Source organism: bacterium (genome assembly GCA_030247525.1).
Taxonomy (GTDB): Bacteria; Electryoneota; JAOADG01; order JAOADG01; family JAOADG01; genus JAOTSC01.
On the sequence record JAOTSC010000162.1, the window covers coordinates 1 to 7422 of the forward strand.

The following is a 7422-nucleotide window of genomic DNA, read 5'->3' on the forward strand; positions in this document are numbered from 1 at the left end:
ATATAGTACAAATAGTTGTATTCGTTCGTCGTGAGGAGAAAGTTGTACCGCATCACGATTAACTCGTTCAAATTGTTGTTGTCCATATCGTCAACATAGTAGAGGTAGTAACTATAGCTCGGGTTGTTGAAAATGATAACATTTGCTCCGGTCGTCGAGTTGACAAAACGAAATCCATATCGATAGGGTGAGGAAGTACCTACCATCGACGTAACGACGATTTCATTGCGACCGTCGCCAGTGATGTCACCGGTTGTATATAGTATGGGATACAGTTGGAAGTAATCCCACTCTTCGGCTACAATTGGAATCGTGAAGCTAATAGTTGTACTTGTAGGACCGTTCATGATTTGTATCGAAGTCGAAGTCATCCGATAAAACTTTGTTTCAACAGGATTGTCGCGCAGGGTAATCCAACCAGAAAGCGAAGAGTCGGTTCCCACCGGCGAAGTCCAAGTGAGAACCGGTTGTGCGAAAGACATGGTATAAAAAACGATTGAAAGTAGTGCGATCAGAGATCGAGACAGCCAGTGCATTGTAGCTCCATACAATTGATTGTACATCAAAACACATTGAATTAGCGGGTGGAAATCAGTAAGTAATCCCGACTTCACTCCTTTCATTAAGTTAGACGCCAAACTGTGTAAATCCTTGCGGTGCTTGTGTTTGTGACTATACTCAATGAATCCGACACAGTTTCGAGCGTGGCAAAATCACGGGTAGGGTTGGTAGCCAATGCTCTCGCCAAACCCGCTGTGACACAGAACACATATTTGGGAGAATGATGTTTTGGAGAGTCGAGTAGTAAAAAAAAGAACCGCAGTGTTGCTACGGTTCGATTTCATGCCTGCTACCGATGTGATTACCGTGGTGATGGCGGCTGATCGGGTGGAGATACTGGATTAACTTGCATATTTCTACCAGGTCTTTCATTGTGATTTTGCTGGTGTAGCGGTGACGGTGGTGGTCGGCGGTGCATATGATCGATAATCTCTGTTAAGGTCGTTTTCAGCTTTGGTAGTTGGTCAGGACGACAGATTGCCTTCAAGTCGAGAAAATGTCGAAACACATTTTTTTCAAACTCAGCTTGGACAACCCCCATCTGCATTGCATATCCGTTCAAGGAATCAGTGTTAGGAATCGTTTTAAACAACTCATCAACCATCTTTGTGCGTAACTGGTGTAACTCGTCCTCGGTGCTGTCAATGTTCATAAAGTGGTTTTGGTGTAACAACTCTAAAGCCTTGCTCTGCTCAGTGTCGAAGTTCATCTCACTGAACATACGATCTCCCCGCGGCATCAGATTGCCTGGCATCGGTGGTGCCGGTGGCTTTGAGTAGATTAGAAACCATAGTCCAGTGAGGGTTACACTATTCAATCCGATTAGCACCAGGATGCTACTAATCAATAGCTTGTTTGAATTTATCCGTTCCATATCTTCTGCTATCTCCCCATCTCATTATACATCGACCATCGACTCAAAGAATATAACAACTCACTACTGTCCTGAACGGCATGTTCCGAAGAAGCGCTCTTTTGCCGATGAGAAAATGCCATTGAAAGTGAAAAAACGTTCAGTATAGTGATCAGCAGTAACGCTGCTGGTAATAGCTTATAGCCTTGTGTTATGCGATAGAGCCAATTGGTACGCTCGCGCCCAGCGTCAGTTATCGTGTTTTTCAACCGGGCATAAAAAAACGGACTTGCTTCGATACGTTTTAGCGAGTCAAAGCTATCGAGTGCTGCCTGCACTTCAATGTCGATACGATCGCGATCTCTCGGAAGCGTATTCATTTTAACTTTTCCCTTTTACTACTGTTAGACGATTATTTTTGGAATTCCTTGCCATCAAAGATTCGTCTTGTTCGGGTTGACTCGAATAGTGTTTTATTAGTATCGCGCGCAAATTCTGCTTTGCCCGATGTATCAGCGATGTGACCGATGAAACCGAAGTATTCATTACCTCTGCGATCGCTTCATAGGACATATCCTCACATTTGCTGAGAACAAACGAAGTTCGTTGATTGGCAGGAAGTATGTCCAATGCCGATTGCAATACTGCACGGCGTTCGGCGAATTCCAGTTCTTGATGCGGGTCGGAAGCACACCGAGTGTATTGTACGTCAGTCTGTTCCTCGTACGAATCACCGTTGTTTGCAGTTCCTTTTCGTTTAACTCGATTTTTACTGCGCAACAAATCGAGCGATTTGCGCACGGCAATTTGATGTATCCAAGTTGCGAGAGAGGAATCACCGCGAAAGCTATTCACTGAGAAGTAAACCTCTACGAACGTCTCTTGCGCAAGGTCTTCAGCTTCTACACGATTCAATGTGAAGCGATAGCAGATGTTAATCACCTGATCGAGATGATTCTCTACTAATTTTCGATAAGCTGGTTCAGAACCGGATTTTAGCTCATCGATTTCTTGTTGTCGATCGATCAATTGAATTCCACTACTCCCAGTGTGAGCTAACCGATGGTGTTCTCTGCAAATTGTAAGTTGAAGAAAGGTAAACAGAATGTACCTACTCCGAAACAAATCAGTGCAGATGCCATTACTTTAGAATTGGTTTCGATTAGACGGTAATTCAAGGAGATTCGATTAAACGAGTTACACTGTGAGATCGATTTTGTGTTCGGGGTCAGGTGGAAGTTTCCGATCAGATGTTGTAGTCGATTCGTCTTTTCCGGGGTCAGAGCGGGTTTCATCTTCTTGAGGATGTGAATACTGATTGCGTCGTTTACCGTCGGGCGTTGTTTGGTAAGCCTGTCGCCAATTATGAATAATGTCGAGTCGCTCGAAGTTCACGATGGTTTCCCCTTCTCGAAACCTGCATGGAACAAGAAAAGAACCAGATTATTAGCAAATCAACAATACAGTTCTTTATCTCAAACAAAATAGTACAGATATTTCACTCATACAATCTTTTATCGAATCGAACCACGATAAACTTTAGCACCATATTCGTTTCTCTGAAGAAAGATTAGTCAAGTCATTACTTTCCGATAAAATTTCTGCCAAATGGGTTGTGCCGACAAAGACATTTGGGCAAACTCGCTGTTAAACCACTCAATCATCCACTCCTTTGGTGTCCCGACATGATGGCAGCCGTATAGGTGCGCTTCAAATTGCTTAGAGAAACTTCCTGTTGCGAGCATTGCAGCAATGAGAAATTCTCGTAATGGTAACGATAATCCGGGGCGACCGATGATTTTTCCATACCCTTCGTATATCATCGACTCAGTTAAATCAGGAGTGATTTCGCGTAAGCGCGTTACCAGTGTTTCAAAATGATTGCGGTATACTTTCTGGCAAGTTTCAACTCCCCGGAGTTTCCACAGTGCGGTGGAATCGGACCATGATTCGGAATCATGTCTGAAATCAGTACCAACGACTTCGGATAGGGTGCGTAGACCTTCTATACCGGATGGGTAGCCGAAGAAGAGATAGCTCTGCAGAATCGCTTCGTAAAGTTCTGCACTTGTTACTCCGCTCGTTAAAGCGGATCGAAAATGACTGCGCCACAATTCTGGTTCATGGTTGCGGAGCGATACTACTACTTTGGCGAATAAAATCGCCTGCTCTTGTTGGTCTTGCTTCATAGTTTTTGGCAGTTTCTACTCGGTGATATCGGGAGCAACAAACTCGACTTTCATGCGGTCGGGGTCTTCAAAAAAGACCGCATAGTATCCTTCACCGCCAGCATTGGGATGACATTCTGGATAAAGAATTTCGATGCCGCGTTGTTGCAATTCGATTGTCAACTGGTCCACTTCGGCGCGTGATTTGGCATGAAACGCCAAATGATTTAAGCCGGGGTGGCAACGATGATATTCGAACTTCCGATGGTGCTCAGCCACTTGGACAAACACGAGATAAGTGTCGCCGAGGCGAAAACTGCAACCCTCCTCCCAACTCTGATATTCACTATAACCGAGTCGAAGCAGAAACCAACGCCAAAACGATAACGACCGTTGCAGATCGGCAACGTAGAGCTCGACATGATGCAAAGTGCCGGGTGTAGGCATTAGTTTTCCCAAAAGAGTTAGAGTGATACGGGTAGGGTTACTTCCCGCTCGAATTCCCGCACCGAAGAATAGGTTGCCCGCGCTGAAATGCGGATTTGATAACTGCCTGGACTAACCGGATTTCCTACTTGAAAGCGCGAAACCTGCGACTCCTCGGCATCGGTTAATCCGGTTTTCGGGAAGGTGCGAATTGCGCCATCCCAGGTTTCGGTAAAGGCCCCGGCATTGATTCGCGCCGATTGAATCCGCGTTACTAATTTTCCGGAAGCGTCGAGTAAATCGATATCGACTTTTGCGGTCTCGGTAAGGAAACCGGTTACAGTGAGAACTCTATTGCGCGCTTCCCACTTTAAATCGGGTCGTAACAAATCGACACCAACCCAGAGATACTGTGCCCCTTCCCGCTCGGCAATGAAGATTTGACCAAATCGCCGATACAGTGTGATACCACGGGGATCATCAAATTCATAATCGCCGGAACCGCGTTTTCCAAATTTACTCAGCAGGTTAAGATTGCGATCCAATTTCCAGATACAGTTATTTGAGCCATCGGTCAAGAGTACTTGCGAAAAGAAATCGATTGCAGCGAACTGAATTCGGGCATTACTGACACCCCAACTTCGTGCTGTCACCCGTTTTAACAATACTCCGTCGAGCGAATACTTGGAAACTCGACCCTCGAGAGAATCGACAACCACGAGAAACGCTTCGCGATTGGTACTGTGGTTGTAACTCCAGCGCTCTTTCGCATCCGTTACTGATACTGCAACCGGACCAAGTAATCCGAAAATCGAACGAATGAATGTGCCATCAGACTCGTGGATTTGGATACGGTTGTTGAGGTAGTCTGCAACGTAGACGCGACCTTCGTTGTCCAACGCGATGCCGCGTGGTTGGTTAAATTTACCGTTTTCGGTACCGAGTCCTCCAAAAGATGAAACGAAATTCAGTTCGGATTTCGGATTAAACAATCGGACAACTCGATGATTGCCCATGTCGGAAACGAACACGTCACCGTTGCTATTTGCGGCAATGCCCCACGGGTCTTTGAGTTTCGCTTCACCGGATTGGCGGTCGCCATAGATACCCAATTCGTACATCGACTTATTGTATATAATGGTATTTTGACCGGAGTTGACACCGTAAACCGTCACTTCATCATCGTCGGCGGTGAGTTTCGGATCGTCCCAACTATTCATCCGAACACAGGCAAGACCGCGCGGTTCGGAGAATTTCGCCCGATTGCCAACCAGCATAAAGAGTTTTGCTGGAGTGCCGCGAACGACACCCCAGGTATGTTTAAACGGCGGGTAGACAAATGCCGTCGTCGATTCATTCGCAGCAAGGCCGATGGTTGCCGCAACAACAAACAACCCGAGACTCACAAGACTAATCCATTTCACATATCGTTTCGTAAACATGATGCTCTCCTACCTAAATGATACATTCCATCCATCCGATAAATTACTTCGCTTTCGTTAACGCATCCAAAATCGCTTGCGCCAATTTCGCGCCGATGTTGGCAGTTTCGGCAATTTCCTCGAGCGAGGCGTCGCGAATACCATTGACGCTGCCAAACCTTTTTAATAATTCGTTACGACGATGCTCACCAACACCGGGTATTTCATCCAGTCTCGATAAGAGCGATACTTTACGACGTTGTTGTTGGAATGTTACTGCAAAGCGATGCGCTTCGTCGCGAATTTGTTGCAATACTCTGAGAACGCTCGAAGTACGGGGAAGGATCCGGGAATCGCTTTCACCGGGTAGAAATACCTCTTCGATCCGTTTCGCTAATCCGATAATCGGATGATTGGGAATTCCCGCCTCGGTAATCGCCTCAAGCGCAGCGCTTAACTGCCCTTTACCGCCATCGATCAAGATGACATCAGGAAGCGGCTTTTGTTCGGCAATCAATCTTCGATAGCGACGACCTACAACTTCCTTCATCGAGGCGAAGTCGTCGATCCCCTCAACAGTCTTCACGATGAATTTCTTGTACTCACTACGCAGAGCTTTTGCATTGTCAAAGCAAACCATCGACGCAACGGTGTTGGTGCCAGCTAAATGCGAAATGTCGAAACACTCGATTCGCTTAGGCGTCATCGGTAACTTCAACAACTCCTGCAGACCTTTCATACTTTGAGGAACAAATTCGCGTTTCTGCCGGGCTAACTTCCGCTCATTGAACAGCAACTCCGCGTTGGCATTGGCGATACGGACTTGTCCCGCTTTATCGCCGATCTTTGGCGTATCGAACCGGCACTTCGCGTCGCGGAGTTCGGTAATCGCATCGGCAACTGTTTTCCACTCGCCATCATCACACGGAACCGTAATTTCCGGGGGAACATCAGCAGTCGCGTAATGTCGCAGCAGAAAGGTCGAAAGCACATCGGCATCGGTATCGTCAGGATTTACCTGCGCCAAAAAGTAATGCAACCGCCCCACCATCTTTCCGTTACGGATTCGGAGAATGGCGATGCAGGCTTCCTCATCCTCGCGAAAGATTCCCAACGCATCCCGGTCGTAAGGTTCGACTGACATGACTTTTTGGCGGGTAGCAAGATGTCGTACAGTTGTTAACTGATCTCGTGCAAGTGCCGCCTCCTCAAAGCGTTTTTGAGCGGATAACGCATACATCCGCTCTTGCCATTCCCGCTCGAATCCACTGGTCTTCCCATTCAGAATATCAATCAACGATTTGACATGCGCGTTGTACTCGGCTTCGGCAGTCAAACCTTCACAGGGACCATCGCACTGCTTCATGTGATATTGGAGACAAATCTTATGACGCTTGGCAGCAACAGAGTCCGCCGTAATGTTTAAATCGCAGGTGCGAATCCGAAAAACTTTTTTCAGTTCGCGTATCAAGCCACGCATTGCCGTTACTTCCATGAATGGTCCGAGATAACGAGCTTTATCCGGTTTGGGATGGCGAATTAGGAAGATGCGAGGAAACGGTTCATTAGTAATTTTTAAGTATGGGTAGGAGCGATCGTCTTTCAGATCAATGTTGAATTTCGGTTTGTGATGTTTGATCAAATTGTTTTCAAGAATGAGCGCTTCTCGCTCACTCTCGACGATAATCGTTTCGACGTCGCGAATAGCATTTACTAACCGGTTGAATAGCGCGCGGCCATCACTTCGCCCGGAAAAGTAACTTCGCACCCGACTGCGGAGCGACTTTGCTTTTCCGACGTAAATGACTTTTCCCTTAGCGTCTTTGTAGAGATAGCAACCGGGTTGCGCCGGTAAAGTGGAGAGTTTCTCTTCCAACGACACTTCCGGTGAACCGGTATGCGAACGGGCAGGAGTGTCTTCCGCTCCTGCCCGTTTCTTTCCATTCATGTTTACATCACCAGATAATATTGTTGCGTACCAACAGGGTCGTAC

The 7422-nt window shown here is 46.6% G+C and carries 9 protein-coding genes; all 9 read right to left on the reverse strand.

The features are described from left to right. On the reverse strand, positions 1-536 hold a 536-nt coding region (locus OEM52_12405; GenBank protein MDK9700941.1), incomplete at its 3' end, for a hypothetical protein. Positions 537-862: 326 nt separating this feature from the next. Continuing rightward, positions 863-1435 carry a hypothetical protein gene (locus tag OEM52_12410; protein MDK9700942.1) on the reverse strand — a complete coding sequence of 191 codons (573 nt, stop codon included), beginning with the start codon at positions 1433-1435 and terminating at the stop codon, positions 863-865. A gap of 8 nt (positions 1436-1443) precedes the next feature. Beyond that, a complete protein-coding gene (locus OEM52_12415; GenBank protein MDK9700943.1) occupies positions 1444-1794 on the reverse strand; it encodes a hypothetical protein in 351 nt (116 codons plus the stop codon). Position 1795: 1 nt separating this feature from the next. Further along, entirely contained in the window at positions 1796-2443 is a 648-nt protein-coding gene (locus OEM52_12420) for an RNA polymerase sigma factor (protein MDK9700944.1), read from the reverse strand. Between the two features lie 168 nt (positions 2444-2611). Then, the gene (locus OEM52_12425; GenBank protein MDK9700945.1) at positions 2612-2809 is read right to left on the reverse strand and encodes a hypothetical protein; all 198 of its coding nucleotides are present in this window, start codon (positions 2807-2809) and stop codon (positions 2612-2614) included. 179 nt (positions 2810-2988) lie between these two features. Next, positions 2989-3603: a hypothetical protein gene (locus OEM52_12430; protein MDK9700946.1), complete on the reverse strand. Its 615-nt coding sequence runs from the start codon at positions 3601-3603 to the stop codon at positions 2989-2991. Positions 3604-3618: 15 nt separating this feature from the next. Next, complete coding sequence (locus tag OEM52_12435) at positions 3619-4029, reverse strand: VOC family protein (protein MDK9700947.1); 411 nt, start codon at positions 4027-4029, stop codon at positions 3619-3621. A gap of 17 nt (positions 4030-4046) precedes the next feature. Next, complete coding sequence (locus OEM52_12440; protein MDK9700948.1) at positions 4047-5450, reverse strand: hypothetical protein; 1404 nt, start codon at positions 5448-5450, stop codon at positions 4047-4049. A gap of 43 nt (positions 5451-5493) precedes the next feature. Next, positions 5494-7422: excinuclease ABC subunit UvrC (gene uvrC, locus OEM52_12445; protein ID MDK9700949.1), on the reverse strand; the 1929-nt coding region annotated here is incomplete at its 5' end.

What these genes read in the sequence shown, in the direction of transcription:
- OEM52_12410 (MDK9700942.1), bottom strand. Translation starts at nt 1,435, where the DNA reads ATGGAACGGATAAATTCAAACAAGCTATTGATTAGTAGCATCCTGGTG.
- OEM52_12415 (MDK9700943.1), bottom strand. Translation starts at nt 1,794, where the DNA reads ATGAATACGCTTCCGAGAGATCGCGATCGTATCGACATTGAAGTGCAG.
- OEM52_12430 (MDK9700946.1), bottom strand. Translation starts at nt 3,603, where the DNA reads ATGAAGCAAGACCAACAAGAGCAGGCGATTTTATTCGCCAAAGTAGTA.
- OEM52_12435 (MDK9700947.1), bottom strand. Translation starts at nt 4,029, where the DNA reads ATGCCTACACCCGGCACTTTGCATCATGTCGAGCTCTACGTTGCCGAT.
- OEM52_12440 (MDK9700948.1), bottom strand. Translation starts at nt 5,450, where the DNA reads ATGTTTACGAAACGATATGTGAAATGGATTAGTCTTGTGAGTCTCGGG.